Genomic DNA, 18,456 nt, shown 5'->3' on the forward strand with positions numbered 1-18,456 from the left:
GAGTACGAGGTCAGCAGCCTCGCGTTTGAATTCAGCAGAAAAGGAACGGCGTTGTTTGGTCATGAGACACCTCTATCTGGCGAGCATTCTCGCCTAAATGGGTGTCCGGATTCATTAAACCACTACAACCCATTACCTGCCCAACAAGGAATATGAGGCTCTGCCATGAAAACCCTCTTGAAACTCACCCTTGCAGCCACCCTCACCTGTGCCCTACCCGCCTGGGCCACTTGCACGCCAGAGGAAGCGACCGCCAAGCGCGAACAATTGGCAAATGAAGTGACCAAGCTCACCGAACAGAACCCGGCCAAGGCCAAGGAAATGAACGACGAGTTGCAGGCCATGGACCTGGAGACTGCCAGCAAGGATGTGCCGGACAAGTGCCAGTTGATCGATAAGCGTTTGGAAGAGCTGAAGAAGGCAGAAAAGAAAGCCGGTTGACTGCACAAGGCCGAGCACAACCCGCTTTTGTGGGAGGGGATCTGTGGGAGCAAGGCTTGCCCGCGATGAAGGTGATGCGGTCTTTCAGAAACCGAGGCGTCTGTGTCGCGAGCAAGCTTTGCTCCCACAAATCCCCCTCGCCACAGGGCTTTGCGTCAGATTCAGTTGCCCATAAAAAAACCGGGCTCAAGGTCCGGTTCTTTTTATAAAACGCTAACGCTGACTCACTCAGCCGCTGGCGCCTCTGGCTTGCGCCGCTTGAGCGGGGCCATGCCGTCCTTGCTGACCAGCGACGGAGTGTCGCTCTTCGGACGGTTGGCGGTCTTGCGCTTGGTCGGGGCCTTGGCGCCGGTTTTCTTCTTGTCGCCCTTGGCGTCGACCTTTTTCTTCTTCACTCCTACGGCCTTGCCCGAGGCCTTGACCTTCTTCGGCCCGCCGTAGGTGCCTTTGACTTCCTTGATGGTGCGGCGCTCGAAGCTCTGCTTGAGGTAGCGCTCGACGCTCGACATCAGGTTCCAGTCGCCGTGGCAGATCAGCGAGATCGCCAGGCCATCGTTGCCGGCCCGACCGGTACGACCGATGCGGTGCACGTACTCGTCGCCGCTGCGGGGCATGTCGAAATTGATGACCATGTCCAGGCCATCCACGTCCAGGCCGCGAGCGGCGACATCGGTGGCGACGAGGATTTTCACACCACCCTGCTTGAGGCGGTCGATGGCCAGCTTGCGGTCCTTCTGGTCCTTCTCGCCGTGCAGCACGAACGCCTTGTATTCCTGGGCCACCAGGCGACCGTAGATGCGGTCGGCCATGGCCCGGGTGTTGGTGAACACGATGGCTTTTTCGTAGGTCTCATTGGCCAGCAACCAGTTCACGATCTGCTCTTTGTGCTGGTTGTGGTCGGCAGTGATGATCTGCTGACGGGTGGTGGAGTTCAATTGGCTGACCGCGTTGAGCTGCAAGTGCTCTGGGTTGTTCAGCACCTTGGCGATCATCTCGCGCAGGCCCGAACCGCCGGTGGTGGCGGAGAACAGCATGGTCTGCTGGCGGTTGGTGCATTCATCCACCAGGCGTTGCACGTCTTCGGCAAAGCCCATGTCGAGCATACGGTCGGCTTCGTCCAGCACCAGCACTTCGACTTCCTTGAGGTCGAGGTTGCCGGCGTTCAACTGCTCGATCATCCGCCCGGGGGTGCCGATCAGGATGTCCGGCACCTTGCGCAGCATGGCGGCCTGGACCTTGAAGTCTTCGCCACCAGTGATCAGGCCGGACTTGATGAAGGTGAACTGCGAAAAGCGCTCCACTTCCTTCAAAGTCTGCTGGGCCAGTTCACGGGTCGGCAGCAGGATCAGGGTCTTGATGCTGACGCGGACCTTGGCCGGGCCGATCAGGCGGTTGAGGATCGGCAGCACGAACGCGGCGGTCTTGCCGCTGCCGGTTTGCGCCGTCACCCGCAGGTCACGCCCTTGGAGCGCGAGCGGAATAGCCGCTGCCTGCACCGGCGTTGGCTCGACAAATTTAAGCTCGGCCACGGCTTTGAGCAGGCGTTCGTGCAGGGCGAATTGGGAAAACACGGGTGCTACCTCGAAGAAATGCAAAAAAACAGCTGCATAGGGTAACGGTTTCGAGCGCGAAGGCCGAGTTTCTTTATACAAACGGCGGTAAATCAGTGCATTTTTATCAGCCGTTATTGCATCAACGGTCACTTGACCGGACTTAAATGCTCTAATCGCTCCGTCACGTCTTTAGAGAAGAACCGTTTCGTCCATGGACATCAAACAACTCTGGGTCAACATCCAAGACCTCTGGGGTGCCCTTGACCAGCACCCGATCCTGCATTCCAGCCTCACCCTGATGTTGCTGCTGGTCATCGCCCTGGTGCTCGGACGCGTAGCGCGCTACCTGATCCTCCACGCGGCCAAATTGCTCGGGCGGCAACCGGCCTTGAACTGGGTCAACGACCTGCGCCAGAACAAGGTCTTTCATCGCCTGGCGCAGATGACACCCTCGTTGATCATCCAGTTCGGCCTGCACCTGGTGCCGGAACTGAGCACCACCAGCATGACTTTCCTGAGCAATGTCGCCCTGGCTTTCACCATCCTGTTCATGGTGCTGAGCCTCAGTGCCCTGCTCAGCGCCATGCTGGATGTCTACGCCCGCACTGAGCATGCACGTACCCGCTCGATCAAAGGCTACGTGCAACTGGCGAAGATGATGCTGTATATCTTTGGCGCGATCATCATCGTTGCCACCCTGATCGACCGCTCGCCGCTGTTGCTGCTGTCAGGCCTGGGGGCGATGTCGGCAGTGATCCTGTTGGTCTACAAGGACACCCTGCTGTCGTTCGTCGCCAGCGTGCAACTGACCAGCAACGACATGCTGCGGGTCGGCGACTGGATCGAGATGCCCCAGGTCGGCGCCGACGGTGACGTGGTGGACATCACGCTGCACACCGTCAAGGTGCAGAACTTCGACAAGACCATTGTCTCGATCCCCACATGGCGCCTGATGTCCGAGTCGTTCAAGAACTGGCGCGGCATGCAGCAGTCCGGCGGGCGACGGATCAAGCGCAGCCTGTTCATCGACGCCGGCGGCGTACGTTTCCTGCACGACGAGGAAGAACAGCGCCTGACTCAGGTGCGCCTGTTGACCGACTACATCGGCCGCAAGCAGGCCGAACTCAAGGCCTGGAACGAGGCCCAAGGCAACGTCGCGGCGATGTCGGCCAACCGCAGGCGGATGACCAACCTGGGCACCTTCCGCGCCTATGCGCTGGCGTATTTGAAAAGCCACCCGGAGATCCAGCCGAACATGACCTGCATGGTCCGACAGATGCAGACCACCGCCCAGGGCATCCCGCTGGAAATCTACTGCTTCACCCGCACCACCGCATGGGCCGACTACGAGCGTATCCAAGGGGATATTTTCGATTACCTGCTGGCGGTGATGCCGGAGTTCGGGTTGAACCTGTACCAGCAGCCAAGCGGCACGGACCTGCGTTCGGGGCTGCTGCCGGCGGTGTTGGGGGCGAGCCAACTGCCGGAGCCGCAGAAGCAGCTGGTTTGAGGTGGTCTGCCCCCCCCCCCCTTCAAGTCTAAACATACAAGCGAGCTTGCTCGCGATGGCGGCGTATCAGTCAGCATCCCTGTTTCTGACACACCGCTATCGCGAGCAAGCTCGCTCCCACAGGGTTCAGGACTCAGGATTCAGGGTGAAGGCTGAGGTTGGCGTACCCCCAACCGACTGATCCACACCGCCGCCAATATCACCGACCCACCCAGCAGCAACCGCCCCAGTGCCTCGTGCTGGTTCCAGATCAGCAGGTTCACCAGTAGCCCCACCGGCACGTGCAGGTTGTTCATCACCGCCAGGGTCCCGCCATTGACCAGGCACGCGCCTTTGTTCCACCAGTACAGCCCCAGTGCGGTGGAGACCAGGCCCAGAAACACCAGCACGCCCCATTGCAGCGGCGCTTCGGGCCAGAAGTCGGCCTTACCGAACAGCAGGAATGCCGGCAACGCCACCATCAGCGCACCGAGATAGAAATAACCGAAACGCCGGTAATGCGGCAGGTCGCTCGGGTGGCGGGCCACCAGGTGTTTGTAGAGCACCTGCCCGGCCGCATAGGTGAAGTTGGCCAATTGCAGCAGCAAAAAACCCATGAAGAAATCCGGATTGATCCGGTCGATGCGAATCACCGCCGCACCGGCCACCGCCACCAGCGCCGCGATCAGCGCCCAGGGATTGAAGCGACGGTTCAGTGCGTCTTCGATCAAGGTCACGTGCAGGGGCGTCAGGATGGTGAAAAGCAGCACCTCGGGCACCGTCAGCACGCGAAAGCTCAGGTACAGGCAGACGTAGGTCACGCCAAACTGCAAAGCGCCGATCAACAGCATGCCGCGCATGAACGCCGGCTCCACCTGGCGCCAGCGCGTCAGCGGAATGAACACCAACCCGGCCAGCAGGACCCGCACCAGCACCGCGAAATAACTGTCCACATGCCCGGCCAGGTACTCGCCGATCAGGCTGAAGGAAAACGCCTGGATCAATGTCACAAAAAGTAGATAGCCCATGCCGCCCTCGTTTCGAATGGCGGCGAAGATAGCGGTTTTGAACGGTGGGAGCGAGCTTGCCCGCTCCCACCGTTATCCCATTAACTCGGAATTTCATCCACGACCCAAGAATTGGCCTGGCGCTGGTGCCGGTGGTTGGCGGCACGCTGGAGCACTCGGGTCAGCGCCTGGAAGTTGGCCGGTTTGGTCAAGATGTCATCGGCACCAGCGGCCCTGAAACGTTCTATCTCGCTGGAAAAAACACTCGCGGTGAAAGCAACGATGTAGCAAGTATCGCCCTGGGGTAACTCGCGGATTCTACGCACCGCCTCCATCCCATCCATCACGGGCATGTTGATATCCATCAGAATGATCTCTGGCGTCGAAACCATGCAACGATTGACCGCTTCCAGGCCATCTGACGCAAGGTCGGGTGCATAACCCAACTCGTGTAGCATCGCCATGGCCACTTTCTGGCTCACCGAATGGTTCTCCACCAGAAGGATATCGAGCGGATAATCCTCGGCAAAAGACGAGTCGAAGCCAACCGCCGCATGATCATCCCTGTCGGGTACTTCCGAGACTGAAAAAAGCGCCATGGGGAGAGAAAAGGAGAATGTCGAGCCGACACCTGGCTGGCTGGTGAACGATAAAGTCCCCTGCTGCGCCTCGAGCAGGTTCTTACAGATAGAAAGGCCCAGCCCACTCCCCGTGAAGCGTTGGCTAGCCGGCCCTTTGAACTGGGTAAAGGGCTTGAACAGATTGTCTTGCCGTTCGGCGGGGATACCGATGCCGGTATCACGTATGGAGAAGTCGAGCCACGCTTGAGCGCCGTAACCGCTGGTGGTGACCAGGAGCGATATTTTTCCGACTTCGGTAAATTTGACCGCATTGCCCAGCAAGTTGATCAATATCTGGCGAAGGCAGTCCATATCGGTTTTGACCAAAGGCGGTACGTCCGGGGAAAACTGCGCCTCCAGCACTATGAGTTTGTCCTGGATATTTTGCCGGATTAGCTCCATACAGGATGAAACCAGTGCTCTCACTTCGAAAACACGAGGTTTCAATTCAAGTTTGCCCGCTTCGATTTTTGCCAGGTCGAGAATGTTATCGATAAGAGACAGCAGGGTCCGTCCACTGGAATGAATCGTTGTGAGAAGACGGCGTTGCTCGGGATCGAGGGCGGACCGGGCCAATAACTCGGTCGCGCCAATGACACCGTACATCGGGGTGCGAATTTCATGACTCATGGTTGCCAGAAAGCTGGTTTTTGAACGATCAGCGTCTTCGGCGGCATTTTTTGCCTGATTCAATACCTGCTCATTGACTCGCAGGTGCTGGAGATGAGCGCGCATGCGTAACAGGAGGAAAGCGAGAAATACCAGGATGGCCAGGATGATGTGGTACAGGGAGTCATGATTAAGTTGTTGATAGTAGTCCGCCAAGGTAACTTCCGCCCCGACAACATACACCGTACCGTCTTGTGATTTTATTGGGACAAAGACTGCGCGAAAATCCCCCCAATGATCCGAATAATCAATCCAGGTTGGCTCGGTGCGCTCAAAACTGTCGAGTAAAGCCTGGCTGGCATCGGGATAAGGGTCGAAAAAACGCACGAAATTCTGCTCTTGAATTTCTTTTTTCGATGCGCTGGAACTGACCAAGTAGGCCTTTGCACCTCGCTTGATCACGCTATAGACAAACGCAGTGCCCATGGACTCGTTGAAGCCGGAGAGCCGCTGAATGGTATCCCAGTCCTGCGCTTGCGATTTGGATTGTTTATCGAGCAGGTTGTCATGGTAACGGTCGCCGAGGATGGCCGAAGCGCCCAGCGCGGCATGCAGCAATTTATTATTGATATTGTCGGTGAGGACGCTTTGCGTTTCGACATAGAGGTAGTAGATATAGCTACTCGCCCCCATGAGGTAGGCCAAAAATAAAACCCATGTTTTCCGTTTGACTTTGAACATATCACAGTCTCCCTACTGTAATTGCGCGCATAAATTACCACAGCAGGCGTCGGAAGACTTGCCCAATCCGGGTGAAGCTAGGGCCTGCACATTTTCCAGCCCTCAAGACTTGAAAGGCCGTCCATCTAAAAGGGCCGTTGTTTCCATTTCCCCAAAAAAAAGCCCGATTTCGCTAAAGCGTTCAATCGGGCTGATGCACTCAGGAGCAATAAGTGCAAAGGGAGGTTCGATGCGCAAAACGGTTTGAAGGGAAGCGCCAAGCCACTAGACCACTTGGCGATTACCTGAAGATTAACGGATCAGGCGACCTGGGACAGTTTGGCGTTGGCCTGATTCAAACCCTTCTCCTGGAAGTCGCCGCCCAGGTTCATGCCCTCGGCATGGATGAAGGTCACGTCGTGGATCCCGATAAAGCCCATAACCTGGCGCAGGTAGGGTTCCTGATGGTCAGTGCTGCCGCCGGCATGAATGCCACCACGGGCGGTCAGCACGAATGCGCGTTTGTCGGCCAGCAGGCCTTGGGGGCCGGTGGGGGTGTATTTGAACGTCACGCCGGCACGCAGCACGTGGTCGAGCCAGGCTTTCAGGGTGCTGGGGATGGCGAAGTTGTACATCGGTGCCGCCATTACCAGCACGTCGGCGGCCAGCAATTCATCGGTCAGTTGGTTGGAGCGTTCCAGCGAGGTGGTTTCAACGTCGTTGCGCTGCTCGGCAGGCTTCATCCAGCCACCCAGCAGATTGGCATCCAAGTGCGGCACCGGATCGATGGCCAGGTCGCGAACGCTGATTTCGTCGGCCGGGTGCGCCGCTTTCCACTGGCTGATAAAGGTCTGGGTCAGTTGACGGGACACCGAGTCTTGCTGGCGGGCACTGCTTTCGATGATCAGAACGCGGGACATGGCTTGTAGGCTCCATCTGAGAATGTTGTCAGTCGATGGAGTGAAGGTTAAACGCGAGCATATCGATGAAAAAGCGCAAATAACTGCTGCAAAGCATCGATAAATTCGTTTATAAGCAGGGCAAGCAATATTGCCTGCCCCACTGTCGGGCTATTTCGGCTGACAGGTCAGTTTGATGCGCAGCTTGATGATGTTGCGGTTGAACTTGGCCGTGGCGTTCTTGAACTTGCCGGCGGCGACTTCCAGCTTGCGGGTACGAGGTGCTTCAGGGCCATTTCTGAAGACCACGGTACAAGCTGCATCGGTGCTGCCGTAGTTGTTGACACGGATGGAACCGATATCGGCATCGGTGTCATAGGCGTTGTAGTCGATGCTCAGGCCATTGAGGTGTTTTTCCACATCAATCGGGTAGGCAAACGCAGTCAGTGGCAGCAAGGCCAGCACCGCACAACAGATTTTCTTCATTCGGCAGTCTCCACCAAGGGACTGTCAGCTTAGGACAAGAGGAGCCCGATATGAAAGCGCCCCGCGTGACCCTTGATCAATGGCGCACCTTGCAGGCCGTGGTGGACCACGGCGGTTTCGCCCAGGCCGCTGAAGTGCTGCATCGCTCCCAGTCGTCAGTGAGCTACACCGTGGCCCGCATGCAGGATCAGCTCGGCGTGCCGTTGCTGCGCATCGATGGGCGCAAGGCCGTGTTGACCGAAGCCGGTGGCGTGCTGCTGCGCCGCTCCCGGCAACTGGTGAAACAGGCCAGCCAACTGGAAGACCTGGCCCACCACATGGAGCAAGGCTGGGAAGCGGAAGTGCGCCTGGTGGTCGACGCGGCCTACCCCAACGCCCGCCTCGTTCGCGCCTTGACCGCGTTCATGCCGCAAAGCCGTGGCTGCCGGGTGCGGCTGCGCGAAGAAGTGCTGTCGGGGGTCGAAGAGGTGCTGCTCGAAGGCGTGGCCGACCTGGCCATCAGTAGCTTCAGCATTCCTGGTTATCTGGGGGCAGAGTTGAGCGACGTTGAATTCGTCGCGGTGGCGCATCCCGAACATGCCCTGCATCGCCTCAACCGCGAGCTGACTTTCCAGGATCTGGAAAGCCAGTTGCAAGTGGTGATCCGCGACTCCGGACGCCAGCAACCTCGCGACGTGGGTTGGCTCGGTGCCGAGCAACGCTGGACCGTCGGCAGTCTGGCCACCGCAGCGACTTTCGTGGGTAGCGGCCTGGGCTTCGCCTGGCTGCCCCGGCACATGATCGAGCGGGAAATCAAGGAAGGCACGCTTAAACAGCTACCCTTGGACCAGGGTGGCAGCCGCAACCCGAGCTTCTATTTGTATTCGAACAAGGAAAAAAACCTGGGCCCGGCCACGCAAATCCTGATCGAATTGCTGCGCACCTTCGATACTGCGCCGCTGGATGCACCGTTCGCCGCCCCTGAACAAGCCTGACAAGGACTTCGCTGATGGCCTATTTCGAACATGAAGGTTGCAACCTGCACTACGAGGAATACGGCCACGGCGCGCCCTTGCTGCTGGTCCACGGGCTGGGTTCCAGCACCCGGGACTGGGAAAAGCAGATCCCGGTGCTCTGCGCCCATTACCACCTGATCGTGGTGGATGTGCGCGGCCACGGTCGCTCCGACAAGCCGCAGGAGCGCTACAGCATCGAAGGTTTCAGCGCCGATCTGATCGCCTTGATCGAACACCTGGGCCTGGGCCCGGTGCATCTGGTGGGTTGGTCCATGGGGGGCATGATCGCTTTTCAGTTGGCGGTGGATGAGCCCCATAGGGTCAAGAGCTTGTGTATCGTCAACAGCGCGCCAGAGGTCAAGATCCGCACGCCCGACGATTGCTGGCAGTGGTTCAAGCGCTGGAGCCTGATGCGCCTGCTCAGCCTGGCGACCATCGGCAAAGCCCTCGGCGCCAAGTTATTCCCCAAGGCCGAGCAAACCGAGTTACGCCTGGAAATGGCCCGGCGCTGGGCAAAGAACGACAAACGTGCTTATCTCGCCAGCTTCGATGCGATCGTGGGCTGGGGCGTGCAGGAACGACTTTCGCAGGTTGCCTGTCCAACCCTCGTCATCTGCGCCGACCACGACTACACCCCCGTGGCGCTGAAAGAAGCCTATGTAAAACGGCTGCCCGATGCACGGCTGGTGGTCATCGCCGATTCACGGCACGCGACCCCGCTGGATCAACCCGAACGCTTCAACCAAACCCTGCTCGACTTTTTGACCGCAACCGACTCCACCACTCAGGATCACTGACCCCATGTTGAAAAAATTCGCCCTCGCCGCCGGCACCGTACTGTTTGCCGCCAACCTGATGGCCGCCACGCCAGCCAAGGCACCCCATGTATTGCTCGACACCACCAACGGTCAGATCGAAATCGAACTGGACCCGGTCAAGGCCCCCATCAGTACCAAGAACTTCCTTGAGTACGTAGACAGCGGTTTCTACACCAACACGATTTTTCACCGGGTGATCCCGGGCTTCATGGCCCAGGGCGGCGGGTTCACTCAAGCCATGCAACAAAAAGAAACCAAGGCGCCGATCAAGAACGAAGCCAGCAATGGCCTGCACAACGTTCGCGGCACCTTGTCGATGGCGCGCACCTCCAACCCGAACTCGGCCACCAGCCAGTTCTTCATCAACGTGGCCGACAACGCCTTCCTCGATCCGGGCCGTGACGCCGGTTACGCGGTGTTCGCCAAGGTGGTCAAGGGCATGGACGTGGTGGACATCATCGTCAACTCGCCAACCACCCAACGCGGCGGCATGAAAGACGTGCCGGCCGATCCTGTGATCATCAAGTCGGCCAAGCGCATCGACTGAAGAGGCACACGGCAAGCCTGGGCGGTGCGGTCATCCCGCGCCGCTCATAGCAATAAGGAGAGCCCCTGCCAGGGCATTGAGTGATGGTTTATCGCCGCTTCGAAACACTGATCGATATTTTCCGCGACGCTCCTTCGTCGGCCCCGCCGAATCGCGTCCTGCCCTTCTACACCTATTACCTGAAACAGGTCTGGCCCAGCTTCGCCGTATTGCTGGTGGTGGGTCTGATCGGCGCGCTGATCGAAGTGGCGCTGTTCAGCTACCTGAGCCGCATCATCGACCTGACCCAGGGCACGCCCAATGTTGACTTCTTCAGGGTCCATGGCCTGGAGCTGGCCTGGATGGCCGTGGTGGCGCTGATTTTCCGGCCCATCTTCGTGGCCCTGCATGACCTGCTGGTGCACCAGACCCTGAGCCCTGGCATGACCAGCCTGATCCGCTGGCAAAATCACAGCTACGTGCTCAAGCAGAGCCTGAATTTCTTCCAGAACGACTTCGCCGGGCGCATCGCCCAGCGCATCATGCAGACCGGCAACTCCCTGCGCGACTCGGCCGTGCAGGCCGTGGATGCCCTTTGGCACGTGCTGATCTACGCCATCAGCTCCCTGGTGCTGTTCGCCGAAGCCGACTGGCGCCTGATGATCCCGTTGCTGATATGGATTGCCGCCTACATCGGTGCACTTTGTTATTTCGTGCCACGGGTCAAGGAGCGCTCGGTGGTATCGTCCGATGCCCGCTCCAAGCTCATGGGCCGGATCGTCGACGGCTACACCAACATCACCACCCTGAAGCTGTTCGCCCACACCAATTTCGAACAGCAGTACGCCCGCGAAGCCATCCAGGAGCAGACCGAAAAAGCCCAGTTGGCCGGCCGCGTGGTCACCAGCATGGACCTGGTCATCACCACCATGAACGGGCTGCTGATCGTCGGCACCACGGCATTGGCGTTGTGGCTCTGGACCCAGTCGCTGATCAGCGTGGGTGCCATTGCCCTGGCGACCGGGCTGGTGATCCGCATCGTTAACATGTCCGGCTGGATCATGTGGGTGGTCAACGGCATCTTCGAAAACATCGGCATGGTCCAGGACGGTTTGCAGACCATTGCCCAACCGGTCAGCGTCACCGACCACGACCAGGCCAAGCCCCTGACGGTGAGCCGGGGCGAGGTGCGTTTCGAGCATGTGGATTTCCACTACGGCAAGAAAAGTGGTGTCATCGGCGATCTGAACCTAACCATCAAGCCCGGCGAAAAAATTGGCCTGATCGGTCCTTCCGGCGCCGGTAAATCCACGTTGGTCAATCTGCTGCTGCGCCTCTATGACGTGCAAGGCGGGCGCATTCTCATCGATGACCAGAACATCGCCGAAGTCGGCCAGGAAAGCCTGCGCGAGCGCATCGGCATGATCACCCAGGACACATCGCTGCTGCATCGCTCGATTCGCGACAACCTGCTCTATGGCAAGCCCGACGCCACCGATGCGCAACTCTGGGAAGCCGTGCGCAAGGCCCGTGCCGATGAGTTCATCCCACTGCTGTCAGACGCCGAAGGCCGCACCGGCTTCGATGCCCATGTGGGTGAGCGCGGCGTGAAACTGTCCGGCGGCCAGCGCCAGCGCATCGCTATCGCGCGGGTGCTGCTCAAGGACGCGCCGATCCTGATCATGGACGAAGCGACGTCAGCGCTGGACTCGGAAGTCGAGGCGGCGATCCAGGAAAGCCTAGAGACCTTGATGCAAGGCAAGACCGTGATCGCCATTGCCCACCGCCTCTCCACCATCGCCCGAATGGACCGGTTGGTGGTGCTGGAGAATGGCCGCATCGCCGAAACCGGCAGCCATGCCGAACTGCTGGCCCATGGCGGGCTGTATGCGCGATTGTGGCAGCATCAGACAGGTGGGTTTGTGGGGATCGATTGATACACCTCTGACTCAGATGTTCCCTGTGTAGGAACTGTCGAGTGCAACGAGGCTGCGATCTTTCCCCAAACACTTGAATCTCAAGCAAAAGATCAAGATCAAAAGATCGCAGGCTTCGCCAGCTCCTACAGGGCCCATGCGCCTTTGCCACAGGGTTCGGATTGAATCAGCGCGGTCAGGGCAACATCCAAGGTATTTCTGAAAAAATCTGTCCAGGATCCATTTAGCCCACACCGCAACCACATACTCCCCACCGACCACGGCCAAAACCACCACCGCCCATGACTCTGGCGGTTTTTTTGTCGCTGGATTTGTCGCAAAGCTCTGCTGTACTCAGCCCAGGTTCTGGAGATGAACCTGTCGTAATACTGCTGGATGCATAACCGATGATCACGACTGTTTTATCAAGGATTGCTTATGTCTTTACTCAAACGTTCAACGACTGAGTTGTTGGGTACGTTCTGGCTGGTATTGGGCGGCTGCGGCAGCGCAGTATTGGCCGCCTCCGGGATTGGCGTGCTGGGGGTGGCCCTGGCGTTCGGCTTGACGGTGTTGACCATGGCCTTCGCCATCGGGCACATCTCCGGTTGCCATTTGAACCCGGCCGTTTCGTTGGGTTTGTACGTGGGCGGGCGGTTTCCGGCCAGGGAGTTGCCTACCTACATCATTGCCCAAGTCATAGGGGGCGCGTTGGCCGCCGCGTTGATCTACTTCATCGCCAGCGGCAAGGAAGGCTTTGACCTGGCCGCGTCCGGCCTGGCAGCGAACGGTTATGGCGAACATTCGCCTGGTGGGTATTCAATGGCAGTCGGTTTTGTCACCGAACTGGTCATGACGGCGATGTTCATCCTGATCATCCTCGGCGCCACCGATAAACGTGCGCCGGCCGGGCTGGCACCGATTGCCATCGGCCTGGCCCTGACGCTCATTCACCTGATCTCGATTCCGGTCACCAACACGTCCGTCAACCCGGCCCGCAGTACCGGTCCGGCGCTGATTGTCGGTGGTTGGGCCATCGAGCAACTGTGGCTGTTCTGGGTGGCGCCGCTGCTGGGCGCCGTCATCGGCGGTGTTTCGTACCGCTGGCTGGGCCAGGAAAACCGCTGAGTCACACCCGCGAAAATCAGCACTGCCGATAAGGCAGTGCTGTCTTCGCCTCTTCGGCATACGCCAGCACACCCTCCTGTTCCCTCATGAGAAAATCCGCCACTGCCGCCTTCAAGCCTGGATGGCGCAGGTAGTGCCATGAGCGAGTAATCACCGGCTCAAACCCGCGAATCAATTTGTGCTCACCCTGGGCGCCGGCGTCGAAACGCTGCAAGCCGTGGGCAATCGCGTAGTCCATGCCTTGATAGAAACAGGTCTCGAAGTGCAGGCGGTCAAACTCCGCCAGGCAGCCCCAGTAGCGTCCGTAGAAACTGTCGCCGCCCACCAGGCTGAACGCCATCGCCACCGGCCGTGAACCTTGCTTGGCCAGCACCACGCGAATGGTCTCGGGCATGCGTTCGGCCAGCAGACTGAAGAACGCTCGGGTCAGGTATGGCGCCTGGCGTCGTATCGCGTAGGTGTTGGCGTAACAAGCGTAGACAAAATCCCACTGCGCCTCGTCCAACTGATGACCTTCGAGCCATTCGAACGCGATGCCCTGCCCCGCCACTTGTTCACGCTCCTTGCGCATCTGCTTGCGCTTGCGGGAACTGAGGGCATCGAGAAAGTCCTGGAAGTCGCGATAACCGCGATTTTGCCAGTGATACTGGCAGCCGATCCGCTGCAGCCAGCCTTCTTGCCCGGCGAGCGCCGCGTCGGTGAAGGCATCGGTGAAGTTGATGTGGGCGCTGGAAAGTCCTTCGATTTCCAGATACCCCGGCAAGCTGCCCAGCAGCTCCAGGCCATCTTCCCCGCGCGCCGCCAGCAACCGCGGGCCACTGACCGGGCTGAACGGCACCGCTGTCAACAGCTTGGGGTAATAGTCGATGCCGGCGCGGGCGCAAGCGTCGGCCCAGGCGTGGTCGAACACGTATTCGCCGTAGGAATGCCACTTGCGGTAACAGGGCAAGGCCGCCAGCAGATGATCGTCTTCAATGTGCAGCAAATGCTCGGCTTGCCAACCGGAATTCGGCCCCAGGCTGGCGCTGTCTTCCAGGGCGCTGAGAAAGGCGTGGCGCAGGAAAGGCTGGTTGGCGGGCACCAGCGCGTCCCACTCGTGCGGCGCGATGGCGGACAGGCTGTCCAAGACGTGAAGCGGCATGCGATTCCTCGATAGCCAGACGACGGATGGAGCGAGTATCGCCGATCCTGACCAGGCGCACATAAAAAAACCCCGCCAGAGGCGGGGTTCAAAGGAGCGCTTTAACGGATGAAGTCAGAGCGGTTGTATCGAGTCAGCGCGATTTAGAACACGTACTGGGCACGCATCACAAAACCGTCGCCATCGTCGTCGCCATTGGCGTTGGTGACTTTGTCGGTCTTGGCCTTGACGTAGGTAGCGGAAATTTTCACCGCTTCGTTGGCGTACCAGTTCACGCCCAGGTTGTGCACCTTGGCTTCGGCATCGCCCACGTCACGAGTCGCCGAGGCGGTGGTGATGTTGTCGTCTTCGACGGTCATGCTGTCAAAGCGATAGAACACTTCCCAGGCGCCGATGGATTTGTTCTGGGGCTTGATTGCATCAAATTTGCCGACTTTATAGCCGCGGGACTCACCAGTGAGGGTGTAGGCACCCTGGACATAGAAGCCGTGGCCTTTGATGTCTTCGAAGGCGTCGCTGTCAGCCTTGGTCTTACGGGAGATGTATTCACCCTGGATCGAAGCAGGCCCCATGGCGAAAGCAGCTTCCAGGCCGAAGGCGGTGTCACGGTCGTACGAACCGGCCGGCGAGTTGTTGGCGCCGCCTAGAAGCGGACGGTTGCCGTTAGGGCCGGCATCGTTGCCGCCCTGGGTTTCAACACCACGCATGCCCAGGCGGGAGCGATAACGTGCGTCGAATACGGTGTCCGAAACGTCACGCGAGGCCACGTTCAAACCCAAGTGCAGCACGTTGCCGGAATCGTGCATCGGCGCGAATACGAAGCGACCATTGACTTGTTTGACGCTGTCGCCGTCGGTGTCGTTGTTGTCCTTGGCGAATACGCCGGCGGAGGCATAGAACGAATCGGCAAAGGTGCTGGAAGCTTGCAGGCCCAGACCGTTCTGGTGGCCGTTGGCCCAGTCGATCAAATCGTAGGCGGCGTTACGCTCTGGTGCGGTAACCCACTTGGAACTGGTGGCTTTTTCCAGGCCGAAGTCCGGGTCGAAACGACCGAACTTGATCGAAACGGGCTTGAAGCCGTTGTAGGCCATGGACGCTTCGTCGAAGTAACCGTCGTCCGAGTTGCCGGCGTTGTGAGAGAAGTCGTAGCTGATGACGTAGGCCCAATCCGTGTACAGCACGCCGGACAGTTCCAAGAAGGCGCGACGGAAGTAAGCGGCATCGGCCGAATTGCCATTATCGGTGTAGATACCGTCGAACTGGCTGTAGTCAGCCTGCAAACGACCACCGAGCTTGAAGCTGAACTCTTTGTCAGTGGTAGCGACCTCAAGGCCGCCCTTGGTTTTGACCACGATATCGGCGCCATCGGTGGTGACGGTGCCGGCGAAAGCCTGGGCGGTTACTGCCATTGCCAGTGCGCTGGCGGCAACACCTGCGAAGTGCTTGCGGATCATCGAAGAATTCCCCTGTTGGTAGTCTATGCCGTTAGAAAACACGCGGAACTGGGCCCGCTGGTGTTGGGAGGGGATCTTGGCGATGGGTTGTGTCAGCGCAGTTGCTATCAGATAAAGATTTTATGACAGCGGAACTTTTTACTTCTAATAGGAATAACCGTAGGCGCTGGCGAAGCCTGCGATCTTTTGATCGTTCGCTTGAGATTCAATTGGCGGGGGAAAGATCGCAGCCTCGTTGCACTCGACAGCTCCTACAGCTCCTACAGCGCTTGGCGGATGTTTTTGCGGCGCTCGGCGGCGAGTTTCTCGGCGAGGTGATCCAGGTCGGGAATCGGCGGTTGCGGCAGTTTCCTGAGGGTCGCCTGCATCAGGCGCATCTGGCGGATAAAACGCCGGCAGTTGGGGCAGAACATCAAGTGATGACGCACCATCAAGCGTTCACGAAAACTTAACTGGCCATCGAGATAATCGCCCGAGTGCACCATTTGTTCCTTGCAGGTCAGCATTCGCCAGTTTCCTCGAAATGTTCAATGGTCGCGAAGACTTTCAGCCGGGCGCGATGCAACAGCACTCGCACATTGGAGAGCGAGATATCCAGAAGATTACAAATTTCTTCCAGCTCCAAGCCCTGGCGTTCCCGCAGGGTCAGCACGCTGCCTTGCAGTTCCGACAGGCTGAGCAATGTGTGCTCCAGACAATCGCGTAACTCGTCCATCGTGAGCAGCGCCTCAGGCGTGTCCTGATGCCAGGCGAACGGCCCCTGCAGCCAATGACCATCAGCGGCGAAACGATCATCGCCCAGGGTGCCATGGGGCGACGGCAGATCGTCGAGCAACACCTCCCGACGGTTCTGTTTGTAGCGCCCTTTGGCGGCGTTGGCGGTGATGGTCAGTAGCCAGGTCTTGAGGCTGGAACGGCCCTGAAAACCGCTGAGATTGCGCACCACCGACAGCCACGCGTCCTGTACCACTTCGTCGGCATGGCGGCTGCCGACGATGGCATAGGCCACGGCGCGCATCGGGCTCTGGTAGGCACTGACCAGTTCCCTGTAGGCCTGCTGCTCACCGGCCAGGAGACGTTGGAGCAGGAGGGTGTCGTCGGTGACCGTCATTCAAGTCCTATTTCTCGATAGATCGCGGTGGTTGCAGCTTGTGGGAACAAGGCTTGCCCGCGCCTTGGTCTCCCGGGAAACCGAGGCGTCTGCATCGCGAGCAAGCGTTGCTCCCACAGGTCACATAAGTCACAGGCAGGCCACAGCCCAGCCGGAGTAAGTCCTCTGGGCTAAAAGTGGATCAACGCTTGCGCAAAATCACGCTGCCAATCGAATAACCGGCGCCGAACGAACTGAGCACGGCAACCGAGCCGCTGGGCAGGTCATCCTGGTATTTGTGGAACGCAATCACCGAACCGGCCGAACTGGTGTTGGCGTAGCGGTCGAGGATCACCGGAGCTTCCTCTTCGGTGGCTTCGCGCCCCAGCAGTTTGCGCACGATCAGATGGTTCATGCTCAGGTTGGCCTGGTGCAGCCAGAAGCGCTTCACCTCGCCGACGTTCAGCTGATTTTCTTCCAGGTGGGCGCCGATCAGCTCGGCCACCATCGGGCAAACGTCGCGGAACACCTTACGGCCTTCCTGGACGAACAACTTGTCGCGGCTACTCACGCCCTCTTCTGCGGCGCGGTTGAGGAAGCCGAAGTTGTTGCGAATGTTGTTGGAGAACTTGGTCAGCAGCTTGGTGCTGACCACGTCGAACTGGTACGGCGAGGTCGCCAGGTCCGCGCGCTCGATGATCACGGCAGTGGCCGCGTCGCCGAAAATGAAGTGGCTGTCGCGATCACGGAAGTTCAGGTGGCCGGTGCACACTTCCGGGTTGACCATCAGGATCGCCCGGGCCTGGCCCAGTTGCACGCTGTTGGCGGCGGCCTGAATGCCGAAAGTTGCCGAGGAACAAGCCACGTTCATGTCGAAACCGAACCCTTCGATGCCCAGGGCTTCCTGGACTTCGATGGCGATGGCCGGGTACGGACGCTGCAGGTTGGAACAGGCGACGATCACCCCGTCGATATCGGCGACGGTGCGGCCGGCGCGCTCCAGGGCCTGTTTCGCGGCGCCGATGGCCATTTCGCACAGCACCGACCACTCGTCGTTCGAGCGCTCGGGCAAGCGTGGGGTCATGCGCTGTGGATCGAGAATGCCGTCCTTGTCCATGACAAAGCGGCTCTTGATGCCGGAGGCCTTTTCGATGAATGCGGCGTTGGATTCGGTCAAGGCCTCGACTTCACCGCGCGCGATGGCATCGGCGTTGTCAGCGTTGAATTGCGCGACATAGGTATTGAAAGATTGCACCAGCTCTTCGTTGGAGATGCTGTTGGCCGGGGTGTACAGGCCGGTGCCGCTGATGACGACGTTATGCATGGTCGTGTCTCTGATCTGTTCAGGCAGAAAGCATTGGCACCGACGTACCAATACACAAGGGGACTTTTCCCATCCGGGGAAGCAGCCCTGGCATCGCTTTATTCCGATCCGCCCGGGACATTGAAGCTCAAAACCCCGGGACCGGCATTTATAACCGCGAAGTTTGCCATAAACGCTGGCGTTTGGCCCATTCTCCCTTACTTACGACAAAAACCCTGTGGGAGCGGGCTTGCTCGCGAA

Annotated in this window: 17 protein-coding genes; 7 read left to right on the forward strand and 10 right to left on the reverse strand. The window is 59.1% G+C overall.

Annotated elements, in window-relative coordinates; all coding sequences use genetic code 11:
• The first annotated feature begins 165 nt into the window (after positions 1-165).
• A complete protein-coding gene (locus AACY42_RS23495) occupies positions 166-441 on the forward strand; it encodes a hypothetical protein (RefSeq protein WP_339482651.1) in 276 nt (91 codons plus the stop codon).
• Positions 442-665: 224 nt separating this feature from the next.
• Here the strand turns inward: AACY42_RS23495 and AACY42_RS23500 are convergent, their stop codons facing one another.
• Positions 666-2,012 (reverse strand): DEAD/DEAH box helicase, encoded by a 1,347-nt coding sequence (locus AACY42_RS23500; RefSeq protein ID WP_339482652.1) that lies wholly within the window; start codon positions 2,010-2,012, stop codon positions 666-668.
• Positions 2,013-2,205: 193 nt separating this feature from the next.
• Here AACY42_RS23500 and AACY42_RS23505 point away from each other — a divergent pair, with 193 nt between their 5' ends.
• A complete protein-coding gene (locus tag AACY42_RS23505; protein ID WP_339482653.1) occupies positions 2,206-3,504 on the forward strand; it encodes a mechanosensitive ion channel family protein in 1,299 nt (432 codons plus the stop codon).
• Positions 3,505-3,644: 140 nt separating this feature from the next.
• On the opposite strand, the gene AACY42_RS23510 is transcribed toward AACY42_RS23505, so the two are convergent.
• The 4 genes from AACY42_RS23510 to AACY42_RS23525 all read right to left on the reverse strand — a co-directional run bounded on the left by AACY42_RS23510 (position 3,645) and on the right by AACY42_RS23525 (position 7,824).
• Complete coding sequence (locus AACY42_RS23510; protein WP_339482654.1) at positions 3,645-4,511, reverse strand: carboxylate/amino acid/amine transporter; 867 nt, start codon at positions 4,509-4,511, stop codon at positions 3,645-3,647.
• 80 nt (positions 4,512-4,591) lie between these two features.
• Positions 4,592-6,460, reverse strand: coding sequence for an ATP-binding protein (locus AACY42_RS23515; RefSeq protein ID WP_339482655.1), 1,869 nt, complete (start codon positions 6,458-6,460; stop codon positions 4,592-4,594).
• A gap of 299 nt (positions 6,461-6,759) precedes the next feature.
• Positions 6,760-7,359 (reverse strand): FMN-dependent NADH-azoreductase, encoded by a 600-nt coding sequence (locus AACY42_RS23520; protein WP_339482656.1) that lies wholly within the window; start codon positions 7,357-7,359, stop codon positions 6,760-6,762.
• Between the two features lie 150 nt (positions 7,360-7,509).
• Positions 7,510-7,824 (reverse strand): 3-phosphoglycerate kinase, encoded by a 315-nt coding sequence (locus AACY42_RS23525; RefSeq protein ID WP_339482657.1) that lies wholly within the window; start codon positions 7,822-7,824, stop codon positions 7,510-7,512.
• A 50-nt stretch (positions 7,825-7,874) separates the two neighbouring features.
• Between AACY42_RS23525 and AACY42_RS23530 the strand changes: the two genes are divergently transcribed.
• The 5 genes from AACY42_RS23530 (at position 7,875) to aqpZ (ending at position 13,207) form a co-directional block, all read left to right on the forward strand.
• Complete coding sequence (locus tag AACY42_RS23530) at positions 7,875-8,798, forward strand: LysR family transcriptional regulator (RefSeq protein ID WP_339482658.1); 924 nt, start codon at positions 7,875-7,877, stop codon at positions 8,796-8,798.
• 14 nt (positions 8,799-8,812) lie between these two features.
• A complete protein-coding gene (locus AACY42_RS23535) occupies positions 8,813-9,616 on the forward strand; it encodes an alpha/beta fold hydrolase (RefSeq protein ID WP_339482659.1) in 804 nt (267 codons plus the stop codon).
• Positions 9,617-9,620: 4 nt separating this feature from the next.
• Entirely contained in the window at positions 9,621-10,184 is a 564-nt protein-coding gene (locus tag AACY42_RS23540; RefSeq protein ID WP_339482660.1) for a peptidylprolyl isomerase, read from the forward strand.
• Between the two features lie 83 nt (positions 10,185-10,267).
• Complete coding sequence (locus AACY42_RS23545; protein ID WP_339482662.1) at positions 10,268-12,100, forward strand: ABC transporter ATP-binding protein; 1,833 nt, start codon at positions 10,268-10,270, stop codon at positions 12,098-12,100.
• Positions 12,101-12,517: 417 nt separating this feature from the next.
• Positions 12,518-13,207, forward strand: coding sequence for an aquaporin Z (gene aqpZ, locus AACY42_RS23550; RefSeq protein ID WP_339482664.1), 690 nt, complete (start codon positions 12,518-12,520; stop codon positions 13,205-13,207).
• Positions 13,208-13,223: 16 nt separating this feature from the next.
• Here the strand turns inward: aqpZ and AACY42_RS23555 are convergent, their stop codons facing one another.
• From AACY42_RS23555 to AACY42_RS23575, 5 genes are all read right to left on the reverse strand, one after another.
• Entirely contained in the window at positions 13,224-14,348 is a 1,125-nt protein-coding gene (locus tag AACY42_RS23555; RefSeq protein WP_339482666.1) for a GNAT family N-acetyltransferase, read from the reverse strand.
• Between the two features lie 143 nt (positions 14,349-14,491).
• Positions 14,492-15,802 (reverse strand): OprO/OprP family phosphate-selective porin, encoded by a 1,311-nt coding sequence (locus AACY42_RS23560; protein WP_339482668.1) that lies wholly within the window; start codon positions 15,800-15,802, stop codon positions 14,492-14,494.
• A gap of 260 nt (positions 15,803-16,062) precedes the next feature.
• Complete coding sequence (locus AACY42_RS23565; protein ID WP_339482670.1) at positions 16,063-16,308, reverse strand: anti-sigma factor family protein; 246 nt, start codon at positions 16,306-16,308, stop codon at positions 16,063-16,065.
• Positions 16,302-16,913, reverse strand: coding sequence for an RNA polymerase sigma factor (locus tag AACY42_RS23570; RefSeq protein ID WP_339482671.1), 612 nt, complete (start codon positions 16,911-16,913; stop codon positions 16,302-16,304). The genes AACY42_RS23565 and AACY42_RS23570 overlap by 7 nt, the downstream gene beginning before the upstream one ends.
• A gap of 181 nt (positions 16,914-17,094) precedes the next feature.
• Complete coding sequence (locus AACY42_RS23575; RefSeq protein ID WP_339482673.1) at positions 17,095-18,216, reverse strand: beta-ketoacyl-ACP synthase III; 1,122 nt, start codon at positions 18,214-18,216, stop codon at positions 17,095-17,097.
• Positions 18,217-18,456: the final 240 nt, after the last annotated feature.

Origin of the sequence: Pseudomonas sp. RL_5y_Pfl2_73 (assembly GCF_963970515.1) — a bacterium.
In the GTDB taxonomy this organism is placed as follows: Bacteria; Pseudomonadota; Gammaproteobacteria; order Pseudomonadales; family Pseudomonadaceae; genus Aquipseudomonas.

What these genes read in the sequence shown, in the direction of transcription:
- AACY42_RS23495 (WP_339482651.1), top strand. Translation starts at nt 166, where the DNA reads ATGAAAACCCTCTTGAAACTCACCCTTGCAGCCACCCTCACCTGTGCC.
- AACY42_RS23505 (WP_339482653.1), top strand. Translation starts at nt 2,206, where the DNA reads ATGGACATCAAACAACTCTGGGTCAACATCCAAGACCTCTGGGGTGCC.
- AACY42_RS23510 (WP_339482654.1), bottom strand. Translation starts at nt 4,511, where the DNA reads ATGGGCTATCTACTTTTTGTGACATTGATCCAGGCGTTTTCCTTCAGC.
- AACY42_RS23515 (WP_339482655.1), bottom strand. Translation starts at nt 6,460, where the DNA reads ATGTTCAAAGTCAAACGGAAAACATGGGTTTTATTTTTGGCCTACCTC.
- AACY42_RS23520 (WP_339482656.1), bottom strand. Translation starts at nt 7,359, where the DNA reads ATGTCCCGCGTTCTGATCATCGAAAGCAGTGCCCGCCAGCAAGACTCG.
- AACY42_RS23525 (WP_339482657.1), bottom strand. Translation starts at nt 7,824, where the DNA reads ATGAAGAAAATCTGTTGTGCGGTGCTGGCCTTGCTGCCACTGACTGCG.
- AACY42_RS23530 (WP_339482658.1), top strand. Translation starts at nt 7,875, where the DNA reads ATGAAAGCGCCCCGCGTGACCCTTGATCAATGGCGCACCTTGCAGGCC.
- AACY42_RS23535 (WP_339482659.1), top strand. Translation starts at nt 8,813, where the DNA reads ATGGCCTATTTCGAACATGAAGGTTGCAACCTGCACTACGAGGAATAC.
- AACY42_RS23540 (WP_339482660.1), top strand. Translation starts at nt 9,621, where the DNA reads ATGTTGAAAAAATTCGCCCTCGCCGCCGGCACCGTACTGTTTGCCGCC.
- AACY42_RS23545 (WP_339482662.1), top strand. Translation starts at nt 10,268, where the DNA reads ATGGTTTATCGCCGCTTCGAAACACTGATCGATATTTTCCGCGACGCT.
- aqpZ (WP_339482664.1), top strand. Translation starts at nt 12,518, where the DNA reads ATGTCTTTACTCAAACGTTCAACGACTGAGTTGTTGGGTACGTTCTGG.
- AACY42_RS23555 (WP_339482666.1), bottom strand. Translation starts at nt 14,348, where the DNA reads ATGCCGCTTCACGTCTTGGACAGCCTGTCCGCCATCGCGCCGCACGAG.
- AACY42_RS23560 (WP_339482668.1), bottom strand. Translation starts at nt 15,802, where the DNA reads ATGATCCGCAAGCACTTCGCAGGTGTTGCCGCCAGCGCACTGGCAATG.
- AACY42_RS23565 (WP_339482670.1), bottom strand. Translation starts at nt 16,308, where the DNA reads ATGCTGACCTGCAAGGAACAAATGGTGCACTCGGGCGATTATCTCGAT.
- AACY42_RS23570 (WP_339482671.1), bottom strand. Translation starts at nt 16,913, where the DNA reads ATGACGGTCACCGACGACACCCTCCTGCTCCAACGTCTCCTGGCCGGT.
- AACY42_RS23575 (WP_339482673.1), bottom strand. Translation starts at nt 18,216, where the DNA reads ATGCATAACGTCGTCATCAGCGGCACCGGCCTGTACACCCCGGCCAAC.